Genomic DNA, 16,850 nt, shown 5'->3' with positions numbered 1-16,850 from the left:
CCCTACTATTCACCGCTAGATATATACCCAAGTGGCTTTAAAAACGATTGAAACCACTTCGCGATGTAACCAAGCAACGCGCACTGCGCAAAGTGAATGAAAACTTTATGATTACCTTCTCTGATATTCAGTTACTGCGTGGCGGTAAACCTCTTTTAGATCAAGCTTCAGCGACTATCCATCCTGGCGATAAAGTCGGTCTTGTGGGCAAAAACGGCTGCGGTAAATCAACGCTATTTGCATTGCTGAAAGATGAACTGTCGATTGATGCAGGCTCATTTAGCCAACCTCAACATTGGGAGTTGGCCTGGGTCGCACAGGAAACGCCTGCGCTAGAGCGCACTGCACTGGAATACGTCATTGATGGTGATCGCGAGTACCGAGCGCTCGAAAAGCAGTTGGCTGAAGCGGAAGCACAAGACAACGGCACCTTGGTTGCCGAGATCCACGGTAAAATTGAAACCATCGGCGGTTATAGCATTCGCGCTCGCGCGGCAGAATTGCTCGACGGTTTAGGTTTCAGCCAAGAGCAAATGAGTTGGAGTTTGACTCAATTCTCAGGTGGTTGGCGTATGCGCCTTAACCTAGCCCAGGCGCTATTGTGCCGTTCTGACTTATTGCTACTCGATGAGCCAACCAACCACTTGGACTTAGACGCGGTGATGTGGCTTGAACGTTGGCTACAAAACTACCCAGGCACACTGATCCTGATCTCGCACGACCGTGACTTCCTTGACCCCATTGTTGGCCGTATTATTCACATCGAAAACCAACAATTGAACGAATACACGGGTAACTATTCGTCGTTCGAAAACCAACGAGCACAAAAAATGGTGCTGCAGCAAGCGATGTTCGAGAAGCAACAGAAACAGATGTCGCACATGCAAAGCTACATCGACCGTTTCCGTTATAAAGCCTCTAAAGCACGCCAGGCTCAAAGCCGTATTAAAGCTTTGGAGCGCATGGAGAAAGTGTTACCCGCTCAATTCGATAACCCATTTAGCTTCCAATTCCGTGAGCCCGCGGCGCTGCCAAACCCAATCATGATGATGGATGAAGTATCGGCAGGCTACGGTGACAACCTGATCTTAGAGAAGATCCGCTTGAACTTGGTTCCTGGCAGTCGCATTGGTCTACTCGGCCGTAATGGCGCAGGTAAATCGACCTTGATCAAATTGCTCTCTGGCGAGCTTAACGCGCAAGGTGGCGATCTGACTTACTCACAAGGCGTAAAAATAGGTTACTTTGCTCAGCATCAATTAGAAACGCTGCACCCAGAGGAAACGCCGCTGCAACACATGATGCAGATCGCGCCGGATCAAACCGAACAACAGCTACGTGATTACCTAGGCAACTTTGGCTTCCAAGGCGACAAAGCACTGGAGAAAGTCGCGCCGTTTTCGGGTGGTGAAAAAGCCCGTTTAGTGCTGGCCTTAATTGTGTGGCAAAAGCCAAACCTGTTGCTACTTGATGAACCAACCAACCACTTGGATTTGGACATGCGTCAGGCATTGACGATGGCACTGCAAACGTTCGAAGGTGCAATGGTGATTGTTTCGCACGATCGCTACTTACTGCGTGCTACAACCGATGACTTGTACTTGGTGCATGATCGTCAAGTTGCGCCGTTCGATGGTGACTTAAACGACTACTACAAATGGTTAACTGAGCAACAAAGAGCGGAACGCAAAGAAGCACAAGCTGCACAGCCAGCCAAAGATAGCGCCAACAGCGCGGCAGCGAAAAAAGAGCAGAAACGTCGCGATGCAGAATTTCGTAAGCAGACGGCGCCAATTCGCAAAACGCTGACACAATTAGAAAATAAAATGGATAAGTTAGGTGCTGCACTGGCCGAAGCTGAAGAACAATTGGCAGATAACTCACTGTATGAAGCCGAAAATAAAGCTAAACTTAACCAAGTGCTGGCTCTTCAAGCTTCTAGTAAGGCAGAGCTCGAAGAAATTGAAATGGAATGGATGTCTGCTCAGGAAGAACTGGAGCAGATGGAGCTAGAGTTTAATCAATGAGTAATCAACACGCTGAATACACACTCACCCTAGAACACCTTTGGCAGTTCAGTCTGCAGTTTTATGGTGTGCGAGAAGTGAAAGAAGCGTGTTTATCATTGCAGAACAATTATCACGGCAACGTGAACCTACTCCTGCTGCTCAGATGGCTCGATGAGCAGCAACTCATTTTCCAAGAAAAAGACTGGCCTCTGGTACAAAGCTGTCTGGGCCGAAGCGAAACCTTATTGCACTCTTTTCGCGACTTACGTCGCCATCTTAAGTCTCAAGTCAATGACGCTTTATATCGTGAAACCTTGCAGTTTGAGCTGCAACTAGAAAAGCAGCAACAAGCGGATTTGGTGAACTGCATTAACTCGCTCACGCTGGTCAAAAATGATGGCGCCCCACTCACGCTGAGATACTGTCGTCAACTTGGTGGTGAGCATTTGCAACAGGCCTTTGCTATTCCGGTGCCAAACATTCACCCACCAAAACGCCCATAAATCTGTAGAATACCTATAATCTTTATAAAGGATTATATTAATAAGTTCTTCAACTGACACCGAAGAACCGCATAAGAGCAGTTAGGTATGACACAATTTTTCGCAGCCGCCGGGATCAAAAACCCGCATCTTCAAACGCTTTTACCGCGTTTTATTCGCAAAAAAGCGTTGTTTACGCCGATTTGGCAAACCCTCGATACATCCGATGGCGACTTTCTCGATCTCGCATGGAGCGAGGACCCAACCCAAGAACCTGCGCAAAAAAAGCCGGTTTTTGTTTTATTTCATGGACTAGAAGGCTGCTTCTATAGCCCTTACGCCAATGGCCTAATGAATGCATTTGCTCAATCCGGATGGCTGTCGGTGATGATGCATTTCCGCGGTTGTAGCGGTAAGCCAAACAAGAAAGCTCGCGCCTATCATTCTGGTGAAGTGACTGACGCCCGCCACTTCTTAGAGCACCTTGAGCAACGCTTTCCTGATAACCCCAAAGTTGCGGTCGGTATTTCTCTTGGCGGTAACATGTTGGCGAATTATTTAGCCCAATACAAAGACCACCCCATTTTGAATGCGGCGACCATTATCTCAGCGCCTTTAGACCTAGCAGCGTGTGCGAACCGTATTGAACAAGGCTTTTCGAAAGTGTATCGCCGTTACCTGCTCTCTTCGCTCAAACGCAACGCGTTGCAAAAACATCACTTGTTGCATGGCGAGCTCGCTTTGTCCTACAACTCAATAAAACGTGTTACACGATTGTATGAATTCGATGATTTGATCACGGCACCACTGCACGGTTTTAAAGACGCACAAGATTATTACGATCAATGTTCTGGCTTAAGTAAATTACAACAGATCACGCTACCGACACTGATCATTCACGCCAAAGACGATCCATTCATGACCGACGATGTGATCCCGAAATTTGTTCTGCCAGATAATATTGATTACCGTCTCTTTGAGCACGGTGGGCATGTTGGTTTCCTTACCGGTTCAGCGCTCAAGCCGAAATTTTGGTTGGAAGAAGCGCTGCCAGCGTATTACGAAAGTATTGCCGCAGATTACCTTTCTGCTGTATCCAAGCAGCGAAAGCAGTAAACTAGCCGCTCATCATAAAAGTTCGAGGTATTTATGATCATTCCATGGCAAGACATTGCGCCAGAAACATTGGAAAACTTAATTCGTGAATTCGTCTTACGTGAAGGCACGGATTACGGAACCGTCGAGGTTTCTTTGCAAGACAAAGTGGATCAAGTAAAAACTCAATTAGAAAAAGGCGAAGCGGTTATCGTGTTCTCTGAACTGCACGAAACCGTCGATATTCAGGTAAAAACAAAATTTTAGACCCTTCACATTTTACCGTACCCCACTCAATGACAAGGCATTGTTACGTGCTATAGTGGGTTATCGACCGTGCAGTAGCAGCCTACTGCACATTACAGGTAAGTAATTTTCGACAAGGTTTGTCATGTCAGCTAAACACCCAATTATTGCGGTTACTGGTTCATCCGGTGCCGGCACGACCACTACATCTGAAGCCTTCCGTAAGATGTTCAATATGATGAACGTTAAACCCGCATGGGTTGAAGGCGACAGCTTCCATCGCTTTACTCGCCCTGAAATGGATATAGAAATCCGTAAAGCGCGCGAGCAAGGTCGACACATTAGCTACTTTGGCCCTCAAGCTAATGACTTTCCAGGATTGGAAGAGTTTTTCCGTAAATATGGTCACGATGGCGCAGGCAGCGTACGTCGCTACCTACACACCTTTGACGAGGCCGTACCTTATAATCAAATGCCTGGTACCTTCACACCGTGGCAGGACTTACCGGAGAACAGTGACGTTCTCTTCTATGAAGGCTTGCACGGCGGTGTTGTGGATGGCGATGTTAATGTCGCGCAGCATGTGGATTTCTTGATTGGTATGGTACCAATCGTAAACTTAGAGTGGATCCAAAAGTTTGTGCGTGATACTCGTGACCGCGGTCATTCACGAGAAGCAGTAATGGATTCTATCGTGCGCTCGATGGACGATTATCTTAACTACATCACGCCACAATTTTCTCGCACTCATATTAACTTTCAGCGCGTCCCAACGGTCGATACCTCTAACCCACTTAACGCGAAAGGTATCCCAAGCCTAGATGAGAGCTTTGTCGTAATTCGCTTGCGTGGGATAAAGAAAGTCGACTTCCCATATCTCCTAGCTATGATTGATGGCTCATTCATGTCACGCCACAACACAATTGTCGTGCCAGGCGGTAAGATGAGCTTTGCAATGGAGCTCATAGTTCGGCCTATCCTACAACAGCTCATCGAAACAGGGAAAATTGGCTAAAAACCTGCCTGCGAAGATGTTTACTTTTCATACCGTGATCATGTGCACAGTTTTGCTTACAAAATCTCAATCATGGCACGATTAAAATCAAGAAATCGTTTTCGAAAAAGGATACTATTTCTTACCGAAACACAAGAGAGCTTGCAGCATATAAAAAGTGCTCTTATTCTAGTAGGCCTAATTCAGGCTTAGCTAAAATATGGATAGCGCAAGCGTACCCTGCAGAGGAAGTGAGATATTATGGTTCTAGGTAAACCTCAAACCGACCCAACATTAGAGTGGTTTCTTTCACACTGTCATATTCATAAGTACCCTTCAAAGAGCACGCTAATTCACGCGGGCGAAAAGGCAGAAACTTTGTACTACATCGTTAAAGGTTCTGTTGCGGTTCTTATCAAAGACGAAGAAGGTAAGGAGATGATCCTTTCTTACCTAAACCAAGGAGACTTTATTGGTGAACTTGGTCTATTCGAGGAAGACCAAGAGCGCACAGCTTGGGTTCGTGCTAAATCTCCTTGTGAAGTTGCTGAAATTTCTTTCAAGAAATTCCGTCAGCTTATCCAAGTAAACCCAGACATCCTAATGCGCCTTTCTGCGCAGATGGCTCGTCGTCTTCAAGTAACTAGCCAAAAAGTGGGTGACCTGGCGTTCCTAGACGTGACTGGTCGTATCGCTCAGACGCTTCTGAACCTTGCAAAACAACCAGACGCAATGACTCACCCAGACGGCATGCAAATCAAGATCACTCGTCAAGAAATCGGTCAAATCGTTGGCTGTTCTCGTGAGACAGTAGGTCGTATCTTGAAGATGCTAGAAGAGCAGAACCTAATCTCTGCGCACGGTAAAACTATCGTGGTTTACGGTACTCGTTAATCTCAAACCAGAGTGACGCGAACAAAATTATAAAAGCCACCAATGGCGTCATTGGTGGCTTTTTATTTGTCTTGTAACCACATTGAGCTCAGAGCAACAAAAGACTAATGAGCAAGTTGGTTAGCCGAAAGGTTAACCCTAAAAGTTAGCCATTCGTACTTTCAAAGATTTTGTCCGCTGAAGCCGCCACAAAACCTGGGTACAGCTCACCATTTTCCATCGGGTAGCGCTTAGCAAACTCGTAAAAGCCACCAGGGATAATTTCAGTGCCTTCGCTAAAGCAAACCGCCACTTTATCCGCCATGGTCGATGATTGTTCTAGCAGCACCTCAGGAGTGCCCTTCACTTCCCCACCGTTTTCATTAATGGTAAATCCGGCCGTACGTAAGTGATCGTTTACTTGCTTCACTTCTTCGTATTCATTGAGCTGGTTAACGCTCACCGTGAAGTGGTTTGCGCCGTAACCATGCGCAGCCAACCAAGATGCATACTCACTTTCTTTAGCCAACGTTTGGTAGTCAGCAAAGCTTAAATCCCACAAGCGTCCACCATGTAAGAATGCGCTATCGTTCAGCTTGCCTGCATCGACTTGTGCCACCAGCTTTTTCACAATCTCTTGCAGCTCAGGCGAACACTCCTCAACTTTTAGCTCACTAATAAAGACTTTAGGTTGCTTCGGATCAGGGTGCTCATAGTGTTTAGCAACCAGCTTTTTACTTTCGAAAACGTAGTCACCACATGCCTGGTAGCCAATGGCTACAAATGGTTTAGCTAAGGTTTCGATACCAAGAGGCGCAATATTGAAGGTACGTAAAGCTATATGATCATTAATCAGAGGCTCATCTTCTTGAAGCAGCTGATGTACTTTCGCAGCAGAAGGGCAAAGACGTTGAATGTAATCTTGCCATAGCGATTCAAATAACACATCGGGCGTCATAACGACTCCTTGTTACGAGATGTAGAGTTAAAAGGTAAGCGGAAGTTGACTGCTCGTTCACAACGAAAAGTTGTCCAGAATAATGAACGGGCAGCCATCAACCTGTGACGGTAAATGCCAGTCAGTCAACACGCTTTTCCGAGTCTTTGCTCACTTTCCGTGTTCTGCCAACGATCACTACAACCCATACCTAAATGATTCGCCGGCAAGGTGAGCCGCAATACATGGTTGCGACTCTGTTATTAAAACTTATAGCGCCACACCTGGGCTTAATGTTGCAGGCAAGATAGTCTCTTGACCTTCCATTGATGCCATCGGGTACGCACAGTAGTCTGCTGCGTAATAAGCGCTTGGACGTAGGTTACCTGACGCACCAGGACCACCAAATGGCGCATCACCACTTGCACCTGTGAGCTGGCGGTTACGGTTCACGATCCCTGCACGAATATGGTCAACGAAGTATTCCCATTCTTGGTCGTCAGTTGAAACTAAACCAGCTGAGAGACCAAAACGCGTGTCGTTCGCCAGTTCTACGGCTTTTTCTAGCCCTTCGTAACGCACCACTTGCAGAAGTGGACCGAAGTACTCTTCATCTGGCAGGTCAGCAATGTTCGTTACATCAATAATGCCCGGAGAAACAAACGCCGCCTCTCCTGCTTTAGCTTCAATCAAGCTTTCACCACCAAGTGATTGAAGGTTCGCTTGTGCATCGAGAATGAACTTGGCTGCGGCAACGGAGATTTGCGGCCCCATAAATGGCGCAGGCTCTGCAAATGGTTGGTCTACGCGAATATTCTTCGTCGCTTCAACCAGTTTCGTGATGAGCGCATCACCTTTCTCACCCAATGGCACGTACAAACGACGAGCACACGTACAACGTTGACCAGCACTGATAAACGCTGACTGGATGATGGTGTACACCGTGGCATCCAAATCACCGTATTTATCAGAGATCACCATCGGGTTATTACCACCCATTTCTAGTGCTAACATCTTGTCTGGTTGACCCGCAAATTGACGGTGCAATACATGCCCCGTGTTCGCGCTGCCCGTGAACAGTACGCCATCAATGCCTTTCGCATCAGCAAGCGCAATACCGGTTTCTTTCGCACCTTGGACAAGGTTGATCACGCCTTTCGGCAGACCTGCTTCTTCCCAAAGTTTCATAGCTAGCTCGCCAGTCCAAGGCGTTTGCTCGGATGGCTTGAACACAACGGTGTTACCCGCTAGTAACGCAGGCACAATGTGACCATTTGGTAGGTGACCAGGGAAGTTATATGGCCCAAATACCGCCATCACGCCCAGTGGGCGATGACGCAACACAATTTGGTTGCCCGCCGCTTCACGGCTCGCTTCACCAGTGCGGTCATGGTAAGCACGAATAGAGATTGCAATTTTACCTGCCATTGCCGCTGCTTCAGTGCGCGTTTCCCAAATTGGCTTACCAGTTTCTTTGGCAATGACTTCGGCGATTTTCTCGCTGTTCTCTTTTACTTTCTCAGCAAAAGCCAACACGATCGCTTCACGCTCTGCAAATGGGCGTTTTTTCCAGTCAATAAACGCTTCACGCGCTGCAGATACCGCTTGATTCACCTGCTCTGCCGTTGCACCGTTGCCTTGCCAGATCACTTCTTGGTTGTAAGGCGACAGAGACGTAAATGCTTCACCCTGACCTTGTACCCATTCACCTGCAATCCAATGTGTCATTGTTTCTATCCTTAAATTCTATCGTCTGTTACTGCGGAAGAAGGCGAACAAAATCCCCTTCCTCAACCAAAAGTGCATCCGCAACGTCTGGTGCGATCATGACGCTTTGTGTTTCAGGGTCATACGCCGCTTTGGTGACTGCTGCGCGGAAGTTTTCGAACGATGAGTTGCACATCAAGAAGTCTTGCGTACTGCTATGTTGTGCAATTTTCACTTGCGCACGGAACGAGTGACGTACCGATTCAATATTGCGTAAGTCACATTCAACGGTTGGACCCGCATCGAAAATATCCACGTAGCCACGGTTAGTGAAGCCTTCACGCTCAAGCAGCTTTAATGCTGGGCGAGTATTGTCATGTACTTGACCAATCACGGCTTGCGCTTCTGGACTCAACAGGTTGATGTAAATAGGCAGCTTCGGCATTAAGTCAGCAATAAAGCCTTTCTTGCCGATACCTGTGAGGTAATCCGCAAGCGTGAAATCGATGGAGAAGAAATGCTCTTGTAACCATTGCCAGAACGGCGAGTTGCCTTCGTCGTCTGAAACACCACGCATCTCCGCAAAGATCGTTTCAGAGAAACGCTCTGGGTGCTCAGCCATCATGAGGAAACGACACTTCGACATTAGACGACCATTCAGACCTTGGCGGAATTTCTCACGCAAGAACAAGGTACAAATTTCGCTGTTACCCGTGTAGTTATTACCAAAAGTAAGCAGTTTGACGACATTATTGACGCCAAGCTTTGGTGACGAGTGCACCACTTTACTAATGTGATACGAGTAAAATGGGACATCCCAGCCGATAGATGCTTCGATTCCGGTGGTACCCGCAACCTCACCCGTTTCAGAGTCAAAGCCGACCATCAGGTAGCCTTCATCACCTGGTTCTGCCACATCTGGCTTACCAAAGCTGTACTCTGAGTGTTTGATTCGATTGGTTAACAGTTCTTCGTTAACCGGTAGAGATGTAAATCCGTGACCAGACTCCACCGCACAAGTGTGCAGCGCGTCATAATCCGACATCGCGATAGGGCGAACTACTAGCATCAATACTCCCTCCAGATGCAAGAAGATCCTAACTATATTGTAGGAACAATTCCCCCATCAGAGATCCTTGACGGGGGTGTCTGCGTTGACGTTGAAACTGATATCGCGCTTAAACTAAAGTCGCGATCGCTTTATCCAGTTTCGCCAAGCCTTCTTCAATTTCTTGTTGTGTAATAACGAGTGATGGTGTGAAACGTACGACATTGGCACCCGCAACCAATACCATGAGACCTTGTTTGCCTGCAGCGACGAGAACATCACGTGCGCGGCCTTGCCATTCTTCATTTAGTGCAGCGCCAAGCAATAGGCCTTGACCACGAACTTCTGAGAAGATGTTGTACTTAGCATTGATCTTCTCTAGACCTTCGCGGAACATCGCTTCGCGTTCTAGCACACCAGCCAACACTTCAGGCTTAGTAACTTCGTTCACAACTGCTTCTGCTACAGCACACGCGAGTGGGTTACCGCCGTATGTTGAACCGTGCGTACCGACTTTCATGTGCTCTGCTAATTTTGCAGTAGTCAGCATTGCACCGATTGGGAAGCCGCCACCGAGTGATTTCGCGGTGCTTAGAATATCAGGTGTAATACCTAAACCTTGGTAAGCGTAGAAGTTACCTGTACGACCATTACCGGTTTGCACTTCATCGAAGATCAGTAGCGCGTTGTGTTTGTCACACAGCTCACGTACTGCTTGAGCAAACTCAGGCGTTGGTGGCACGATGCCGCCTTCACCTTGTAGTGGCTCCATCATCACCGCACATGTGCGATCAGACATGTGTGCCTGCAGTGCTTCGATATCATTGTAAGGTAAGTGAGTAACGTCACCAGGCTTAGGACCAAAACCGTCAGAGTAAGCCGCTTGACCACCAACCGTTACGGTGAAGAACGTACGACCGTGGAAACCTTGTTTGAATGCAATGATTTCTGATTTCTCAGCGCCATGTACGTCAGCAGCGTAACGACGTGCCAGCTTAAGTGCCGCTTCGTTCGCTTCTGCGCCAGAGTTAGCAAAGAATACGCGCTCAGCAAAGCTCACTTCTGTTAGCTTTTTCGCCAGACGAAGGGCTGGTTCGTTCGTCATCACGTTACTTAAGTGCCAAAGCTTGTTAGCTTGCTCTGTTAATGCGTTTACCATTACTGGATGACAATGGCCAAGACAGCTCACTGCAATACCACCAGCAAAGTCGATATATTCATTACCTTCCTGATCCCAAACACGTGAACCTTCACCTTTAACAGGGATCATTTCCATCGGGTTATAGCAAGGTACCATTACCTCATCGAATAAACCGCGCTCTACTTTAATTTCCGTTGTCATTGCACATTCCTTCTTGATACCGCATGCGTAGCAGATAAGCGAATTTAACCGGCTCTCTTTGCCAGCAAATAATGTTTTGCATTTAAGCTATTGCGGCATTGTATTTACATTTAATTAACCATTTCAATAGTGATTTATTCTTTTCGTTCTCGAAAGCAACTTCCATTAATCACTGCTTGTGACTATTTATGCATCAAGAAAGTAAAATAGAGAAGCGATTTTTTATAAATGTTATGTAATACAGGGGATAGAAGGTTTAAAAAGACATGAATAGACAAAGAGGCCAGAATGAACCGCATAGTTTTGCAATCCACTCACCTCGGCAAAAAGATGAATGATTTGTTAAGAAAAGTGATCGCGATCAGATCGCTTTACGTGCTAAAAAGTTCGCGAGCAACTCGTGACCTTGCTCTGTTTTGATCGATTCTGGGTGAAACTGCACTGCGTCAATTGGCAGAGCTTTATGTTGGTAACCCATGATTTCGTCCATACTTCCATCCGGCAGCTCAGTCCATGCGGTCAGTTCAAACACATCGGGTAACGTACCGTTTTTCACCACGAGAGAGTGATAACGGGTTACGGTGAGTGGGTTATTCAGGTTTTTAAACACACTGCGACCATTGTGACGAATAGGTGACGTTTTCCCATGCATCACTTGTCGGGCGCGCACGACTTCCCCACCAAACACTTGCGCTATCGCTTGATGACCAAGGCAAACACCCAATATTGGAAGCTTACCAGCGAAGTATTCTATAGCTTGTAGAGAGATACCTGCCTCGTTTGGCGTACACGGTCCAGGTGAGATCACCAAGTGAGTTGGGTTCAACGCTTCAATCCCTTGAATGTCGATTTCATCGTTACGCACGACTTTTACACTAGCGCCAAGCTCGCAAAAGTATTGGTAGAGGTTGTAAGTGAAAGAATCGTAGTTATCGATGATCAACAACATAGAGTGTCAGCTGCTCCAATCCGTTTAGGCAAGACTTAAGAGATGATTGTCTGGTTTGCGACAATTAAGGGCGGTATTTTGCAACACCAAACTAGAAAGGCAAGTCTTTGTGCAATAAAAAGGCCAGCATCGGCTGGCCTTTGGTCTTTACAGCTGTATTTTAGGAGACAAAGGCTTAGTTGCGGCGACGTAGTAAGCCAAGTCCAAGCATCGCGAGTAGCGCGCCAAAACCAAACGAACCACCATCTGAATCCTTCGAACCTTCTGCACCCGTTTCGGCTTGCGTCATTGAAACATCACGAACAGAGCTAAACTTAACGACGTTGCCTGTCGAGTCTGTCACTTTCTCTTCTAACTGGTAATTACCTTGTTCTGGCGCTTGTTCAAACTCAATATTCACACTGCGTGCGTCAATGTCAGTTTGAGTCAAGGTTTGGCTAGCCGAGTAAACTTTTGCATCACTGCTTGTCGCGGCCGCTTGTGTGGATGCTGTTAAGTTCACTGTCACAATATCGCCCGCAACCGCAGTTGGTGGTAGACGTACATCAATAGCTAAGTTTTCACCCGCTTTCGGTAAATCGATATCATCATCTGGCAAATCAATAGCAATAATCACTGGATCATGATCAGACGCTGAGAACGCATCTTTGTACTTCGGCATGTCACCCGTGTATTTGCTGCTGTATTCAAACAAGTTACTTTCTAGAGAGTTGATGTGCCAATCTTCAATCGCCACCACTTTTTGCGCTAAACCGCTGCTTGCCAATGCATGGTCCAAGTTCCCCAACTCACCTGAATAGGTGTACGAGAACGTATCAGCGCCATGCAGCAAGGTGTTTAAATTGTGCAGACCGTAGCCTTTTTCAATCTTGGTTTTCTCTACTTGAAGCTCACCGCCACCAATGGTTGTGTAAGCGGCAGTGTAGATATCACGGCCGTATTTCTCTTGTGAGTAATCAGTGAGGGTAAGTAACGGATCTTCTTTGCCGTAAGCGTTCAAATCGCCCATGACGAGCACATCGCCATCAATATCTTTCAGCGCTTCACCAACGACTTTCGCAGCAGAAACACGGAAGTTGTTGCAGTTACCTTGCAGATCCGCGGGTTCTGAGTCTTCTACACCAGCAATCCACTCTTCAATACATTCAGAACCTTTCGATTTAAAGTGGTTCACGACCACTGAAAGATCTTCGCCAGTCTCTTTCACTGTAAAGGTCTGTAATAAGCTATGGCGTTGATATTTGTCGTATGCAGGGTTACTTTCAGTGCCCTCTTTACGAGTAATGGTGTTCTCTGCAATGTGTTGCTCTGGCGTCACAATGACTTTTGCTGCTTCTTTTGGTGTTACTGCGTTAGCACGATATAAGATCGCAACCATGATCGCATCACTGCCAAAGTATTCCTCTTGGTATTTGTCTTGCTCTTCGATTTCGACATACGTGTAATGATCTTCCACGTCATCAATCTCAGCGTTTAAAGCATCAACCAAGTTTTGGATAGCACTACCATCACCAAAGCCGTTATTTTCCACTTCCATCAAGCCAATGATGTCCGCGTCCATCTTATTCATCGCTGAAACTATTTTCGCTTGCTGGATCAAGAACTCATCAAGGTTTGTCGCGCCACGATTTTGCCCGGTTGGGTTGTCGTGCCCGCTGTCAGCAACTGAAGTGAAGTAGTTAAGAACGTTGAAGCTCGCTACTCGTAAATCAGAATCGGCTATGGCTGGCGCCGCTTTACGCGCAACGTCAAAGTCATCACCTGACGTGACAAAGTTGCTGCTATCAACTTCATTGGTCGCAATTAGGCGGTACTCGTTGTAGCTGTAAGCCACAACACCTTGCAGGCCTTCGACACGAGAGCCTAGGCGAATGTGCTGCTCTGAAGAGCCATTTTGGTCAAGATCTTGTGCAAACGTTGGGAAATATGGGATTTGACCATTTGGCGCTTTGCTATCCGATTCCAAGTAAATACGGTTGGCGGCATTCTCTTTGGCAAGGGCAACCGCAGCGTCACTCTCTGCTGCATGCAATTGAGTCGGCTTAAACAACGGTGCTTCATGAGACAACATCATGTTGTTGCGTCGAGAATCATAATCGTAAGAAAAGTTACGAGTAACGAAAAGTTCGCTAGCCGAGCTGAGCTCAACTTGCATACCTTCATGACGCTCTAGTGCATCACGTAGTGTTTCCCCTTCCTTAATCGTTAACGGAGTAACCAAAGAGGCGTTTGATGTGCCTGTTTTTACATAACTGTTTGCATCAGAAGAAAGCTGAGTGTTGCTGTAGTACTCTTGTACTTTCCCTTTCACACAAACAACATCACCAGCTTTCAGCTCTGTATCGGCAACATCGGTGTGAATAAACAAACCTTCAGATGTCTTGTCGTTGCCATCATTCTCAAGTGCTTGCAGGTAGAAGCCTTTAGTTAAGCCTGTTGTTACAGCACTGACCACACCAGTTACGAAGTGATCTTCGGTCGTGATGTAAGGGTAGCCATCAATAAATGGAGAAGAAGCACCTTCACCTTGAATCTCTTGGATGGTGGTAAAGGCTGGTTCTTGTCCATCTACTTCACAAGCAAATGGCGCAGATGGCTCAGTTGTATTTAATTCTCCTAAACCATCAATATTATCTTTAGGTAAGGCTGTCCACTGAGTGGATTGGTAGGTAGTTGAAGGTGTAAGCGCATCACTGTTACGAACTAACGTGGTGTCTTTAGCGAAATCCACGTCCCCCATCACACCTAATATATCGTGCACTTCCCCATCTTTAAGAAGTGCCAACGGATCGTCGCCGTTAAAGTTCGCTACATTTTTATCAGTGTAATCCGCAACCGCCTTTATTGCTTCGCTCGCATCGCCATGAGCAAGCACATACACTTGCTTCGCTTGTAACGTTACGTCACTAAGATCAAGAGTGCTGCCCCACGAGCCGCCACCATTCGAAGATTTTGCTAATTCATAGCCTGTGAGTGTCACCGCAGTATCACCTGTATTGGCGATCTCGACCGCTTTATTATAAGCGCCGCCTTCCACATACTGGGAAATAATAATCTCTGCGTTCGCGTTTGCGCTAAGTGCACTGGCGATGGTTAGTGCGAGTATTGAGGGTTTGATTAACGTGTCCATTGTCATACCTGATATTTATGTAAATGCAAACTTAGCTCTGATCAGAGCCTACCATTTGCGTCTACTATCAGGTTTATTTATGAAATAAATAAGAATGAGCAATTAAAGCCGTGAAATGAATCACATGTGAATGTAAGAAAATATGCCAGAACATCCCATTCAAACATTTTTTGTAATAAATACAGAACGCTATTGATAAACAAATCAAAATTTAGATTAATTACTCAGTTTATTTTTTCACTTCATGTTAAGGAGTAGAAAATACATCGCTCGTGAAGTGGCTTATTAACCAAGCTCACTTTGTTATAAATGAAAATATAATTAATCACTAATTTAGAAAGCTGTGATTTTCATTTTTATAGCCATGTTTAAACTTAAGTCACCAATTATTCGCTCGGCTTTTTCTTACGCATGACCCTCATACTTCAAAATTTTCATCATTTGCTCAATAACTTCTCCTTATTCACTAGCCAAATTCATACACAAAAGATATAACTCCTGCGCGAGACATTAAGATCTCATTAGCTGTAAACTCAGGAACGATAAATGAAAAAAATTCAACGCAGTGCGCTAGCTCTCTTCTTACTTGGCTTGATAACGGGATGTCAGTTGACCGCCAGTGAGCCACTTCAACCTACCGCGAATCAAAACATCATCGAATCAGCCAAAAATGAGCTGGATGGAATTGAAGAGTTAGAGGTCAGTGACGAGGGTGTTATTACTTTTACCCAGCGTCTAAGAACACCAGGAACCTACTGGATCCCAGCGAGAATTAAAGAACTTAGCTACGATATATCATGCGTGCAGCTCAGTTACTTCATTGATAGAGGCATGGTGGTGAAGTCCGCCTTTTTAGGTGCTCGAGGACGTGTTGAATATTACGATATGGAACGTTGCATGAAAGACACGCCATTCCAGTAAAAAGCATAAAAAAAGCTCCACTAACGTGGAGCTTTTTGTAATCTATTCTTAGCAACTATGGGCGAGCGACAAAGCCTACCGCTTTGTATGCTTTCTTCAGCGTTTCAGCGGCGCGAGCCGATGCTTTTTCAGCACCTTGCTGCATTACCTCATCCATGTAAGCACGATCAGCGCGAATACGATGGTATTCTGCTTGAATTGGCTCAAGCATTGCTACAACCGCCTCGCCAACATCTTTCTTAAATGGACCATACATTTCTACGCCTTTGTACTTGGCTTCGATATCTTCAAAGCTCATTCCTGTCGCCGCAGAGTAAAGTCCCATTAGGTTCGCGATACCCGCTTTGTTCTCGATATCATGGCGAATGCTTGGTGGGGTTTCGGTGTCTGTTTGCGCCTTGTTGATCTTCTTGATAATCGACTTTGGCTCTTCAAGCAGAGTAATCACGTTCTTACGGTTGTCATCTGACTTCGACATTTTCTTCGTCGCGTCTTGAAGACTCATCACACGTGCATTGACTGTTGGAATGTACGGCTCGGGAACGGTAAAAATCGGACTCTCTGGTGAGTAGATGTTGTTAAAACGCGTTGCGATATCACGCGCTAACTCAAGGTGCTGTTTCTGGTCGCTACCAACTGGTACTTGGTGTGCGCCGTAAAGCAAAATATCTGCTGCCATCAACACAGGGTAATCAAACAGACCCACGTTTACGTCATTCGCGTAACGTGCCGATTTGTCTTTAAACTGAGTCATACGGCTCAGCTCACCCATTTGCGTGTAACAGTTAAGAAGCCAACCAAGTTGAGCATGCTCTGGTACGTGTGACTGAACAAATAGCGTGCTCTTCTTCGGATCAACACCAACTGCCAGACAAATTGCCAGTGCGTCTAATGTCGCTTCATGCAGTGCTTTAGGATCCTGACGAACCGTAATCGCATGAAGGTCTACTACACAGTATTGGCAATCATAATCGTCTTGCATCTGCTGCCATTGACGTAGAGCACCCAAGTAGTTACCGATACTTAGTTCACCTGACGGTTGAACACCACTCAATACAATGGGTTTGCTCATTAGAATGATTCCTTTGACTTCTTAATCTAATTAAAATGAAAAACC

Annotated in this window: 14 protein-coding genes; 7 read left to right on the top strand and 7 right to left on the bottom strand. The window is 46.2% G+C overall.

What is annotated here, in order from left to right; translation table 11 throughout:
• Window positions 1-107 precede the first annotated feature (107 nt).
• From FKN16_RS22530 to crp, 6 genes are all read left to right on the top strand, one after another.
• Complete coding sequence (locus tag FKN16_RS22530) at window positions 108-2,027, top strand: ABC transporter ATP-binding protein (RefSeq protein ID WP_170903572.1); 1,920 nt, start codon at window positions 108-110, stop codon at window positions 2,025-2,027.
• A complete protein-coding gene (locus tag FKN16_RS22525; RefSeq protein WP_005397673.1) occupies window positions 2,024-2,512 on the top strand; it encodes a TIGR02444 family protein in 489 nt (162 codons plus the stop codon). Before FKN16_RS22530 ends, FKN16_RS22525 begins: the two co-directional genes overlap by 4 nt.
• Window positions 2,513-2,599: 87 nt before the next feature.
• Complete coding sequence (locus FKN16_RS22520) at window positions 2,600-3,607, top strand: hydrolase (RefSeq protein WP_170903567.1); 1,008 nt, start codon at window positions 2,600-2,602, stop codon at window positions 3,605-3,607.
• A gap of 33 nt (window positions 3,608-3,640) precedes the next feature.
• A complete protein-coding gene (locus tag FKN16_RS22515) occupies window positions 3,641-3,853 on the top strand; it encodes a YheU family protein (RefSeq protein WP_005397677.1) in 213 nt (70 codons plus the stop codon).
• Window positions 3,854-3,977: 124 nt separating this feature from the next.
• Window positions 3,978-4,847, top strand: coding sequence for a phosphoribulokinase (locus FKN16_RS22510; RefSeq protein ID WP_005397679.1), 870 nt, complete (start codon window positions 3,978-3,980; stop codon window positions 4,845-4,847).
• A gap of 240 nt (window positions 4,848-5,087) precedes the next feature.
• A complete protein-coding gene (gene crp, locus FKN16_RS22505) occupies window positions 5,088-5,720 on the top strand; it encodes a cAMP-activated global transcriptional regulator CRP (protein ID WP_005381432.1) in 633 nt (210 codons plus the stop codon).
• A gap of 145 nt (window positions 5,721-5,865) precedes the next feature.
• Here the strand turns inward: crp and FKN16_RS22500 are convergent, their stop codons facing one another.
• From FKN16_RS22500 to FKN16_RS22475, 6 genes are all read right to left on the bottom strand, one after another.
• Window positions 5,866-6,657 (bottom strand): DUF1338 domain-containing protein, encoded by a 792-nt coding sequence (locus tag FKN16_RS22500; protein WP_170903566.1) that lies wholly within the window; start codon window positions 6,655-6,657, stop codon window positions 5,866-5,868.
• A 249-nt stretch (window positions 6,658-6,906) separates the two neighbouring features.
• The gene (gene astD / locus FKN16_RS22495; RefSeq protein WP_170903565.1) at window positions 6,907-8,364 is read right to left on the bottom strand and encodes a succinylglutamate-semialdehyde dehydrogenase; all 1,458 of its coding nucleotides are present in this window, start codon (window positions 8,362-8,364) and stop codon (window positions 6,907-6,909) included.
• A gap of 28 nt (window positions 8,365-8,392) precedes the next feature.
• Window positions 8,393-9,412, bottom strand: coding sequence for an arginine N-succinyltransferase (astA, locus tag FKN16_RS22490; protein WP_085344615.1), 1,020 nt, complete (start codon window positions 9,410-9,412; stop codon window positions 8,393-8,395).
• A 109-nt stretch (window positions 9,413-9,521) separates the two neighbouring features.
• The gene (locus FKN16_RS22485; RefSeq protein WP_005397689.1) at window positions 9,522-10,733 is read right to left on the bottom strand and encodes an aspartate aminotransferase family protein; all 1,212 of its coding nucleotides are present in this window, start codon (window positions 10,731-10,733) and stop codon (window positions 9,522-9,524) included.
• Window positions 10,734-11,094: 361 nt separating this feature from the next.
• A complete protein-coding gene (locus FKN16_RS22480; RefSeq protein WP_164667100.1) occupies window positions 11,095-11,682 on the bottom strand; it encodes an aminodeoxychorismate/anthranilate synthase component II in 588 nt (195 codons plus the stop codon).
• A gap of 175 nt (window positions 11,683-11,857) precedes the next feature.
• A complete protein-coding gene (locus FKN16_RS22475; RefSeq protein ID WP_170903564.1) occupies window positions 11,858-14,812 on the bottom strand; it encodes an ExeM/NucH family extracellular endonuclease in 2,955 nt (984 codons plus the stop codon).
• A gap of 546 nt (window positions 14,813-15,358) precedes the next feature.
• Here FKN16_RS22475 and FKN16_RS22470 point away from each other — a divergent pair.
• Complete coding sequence (locus FKN16_RS22470; protein ID WP_012841336.1) at window positions 15,359-15,733, top strand: hypothetical protein; 375 nt, start codon at window positions 15,359-15,361, stop codon at window positions 15,731-15,733.
• Between the two features lie 55 nt (window positions 15,734-15,788).
• Here the strand turns inward: FKN16_RS22470 and trpS are convergent, their stop codons facing one another.
• Window positions 15,789-16,805, bottom strand: coding sequence for a tryptophan--tRNA ligase (gene trpS, locus FKN16_RS22465; RefSeq protein ID WP_005395367.1), 1,017 nt, complete (start codon window positions 16,803-16,805; stop codon window positions 15,789-15,791).
• Between the last annotated feature and the right edge of the window lie 45 nt (window positions 16,806-16,850).

This window comes from Vibrio sp. 11-4(1) (genome assembly GCF_013048625.1).
In the GTDB taxonomy this organism is placed as follows: domain Bacteria; phylum Pseudomonadota; class Gammaproteobacteria; order Enterobacterales; family Vibrionaceae; genus Vibrio; species Vibrio diabolicus.
The sequence above is the reverse complement of the archived record's forward strand: the minus strand, read 5'-3'. Positions and strand labels throughout refer to the sequence as shown.